A 1,237-nucleotide genomic window follows, 5' to 3' on the forward strand; every position below is an offset into this window, starting at 1 on the left:
TGAATCGTCATTCCTTGGTTTATTTTCTCAAACCCTATAGTCTTTAGACAATTGATGAGGTTGTATGCAAGCAAACTAATCATCATTCTGACATGGTTTTCCAAAAAGCGTGGACTATCTGTTTTATCAAAATAAAACCCATCTTTTGCTTCTTTGATATAATTCTCCATGGTTCCGCGTTTGGCATATAGAGAAAACACTGTTTCTGGCGGTACATTCTCTGAAAGATTAGTTACAATGAATGTGTGCTGAAAGAGTAATTCGTCTACGTCACGAATCGATCGAATACACACACGACGAGGATGTGACCAAGATTGTGCTTGATAAGAGACTGAAAAATATTGAACTTCTCGTTCTTCCCATTTTTGATTATCCCCGTAAAGAACTGATTTTTCTGCTAAATAATCCAGTTTCCGATTATTCTTTAAACGAATCACATATTGACTATCATGTGCTTCACAAGAATCATACACCTCTGGTGTCGCAAAGCCACTGTCTCCTCGAACTAATATGTCGGTGTTTGGTAAGGCTTTACTATAGTGATGTAACAAGGGCTCTAAAAATGCTTTCACACCTTTAGATGTGTACTGATTCCCTGAACGTAATTCAGCTTTTAAGAAATCACCGGTCAATCCATCGAATGCAACGAGTGGATGGTACCCATAGGTTTGATAATGAGCATTGTAGTCTGTTTGTTCCTGACGTCCAAATGTATCTGAATGCGTGGAATCAATATCAATAATTAACTCGGTATCATTGCGAATTAAACGTGCTTTATCAATGAGCGATTGATTTAATGATTGTAATTGCTTCAAATTTTCCTCGGTAAAACGATCTAAGAAACGCGAGATTGACGATTGTGAGGCTAACTGTTTTCTGCCTAACACCATTTGGAATACCGGATCTTGCCTTAAAAGATTCGCTGACGAGTCCGCTGAATAACCAGCAATAAGTTGCATAATGAGCTGTTCTAAAATACCTAAGTTATCATGCGTAAAGTAAGATCGGTTATCTTTAATGTGCAGCAGACGTTTGGCCGAATCAGAGAACCCGAAGGTATCCATTACTTCTTTAACTAATACCAAACCAGAATCACTCGATAAACGACCCCCAGTATGGGATATTGTAATGTTTGAATTGAAATTTACTTGCTTTTTGTGTAAGCTAATCATGAAGAGAACTCCTTTCTTATGGTTGGTTTAGACACCTTTACCATATCAGAATGGGGTTCTTTTTT

General features: G+C 37.6%; 1 protein-coding gene. It reads right to left on the reverse strand.

Features of this window, described 5'->3' with window-relative positions; translation table 11 throughout:
- A partial coding sequence (locus ADIAL_RS04120; protein WP_034300444.1) for an IS1380 family transposase occupies positions 1-1,172 on the reverse strand: 1,172 nt, incomplete at its 3' end.
- Positions 1,173-1,237 lie beyond the last annotated feature (65 nt).

Origin of the sequence: Alkalibacterium sp. AK22 (assembly GCF_000585255.1) — a bacterium.
Lineage (GTDB): Bacteria > Bacillota > Bacilli > Lactobacillales > Carnobacteriaceae_A > Alkalibacterium.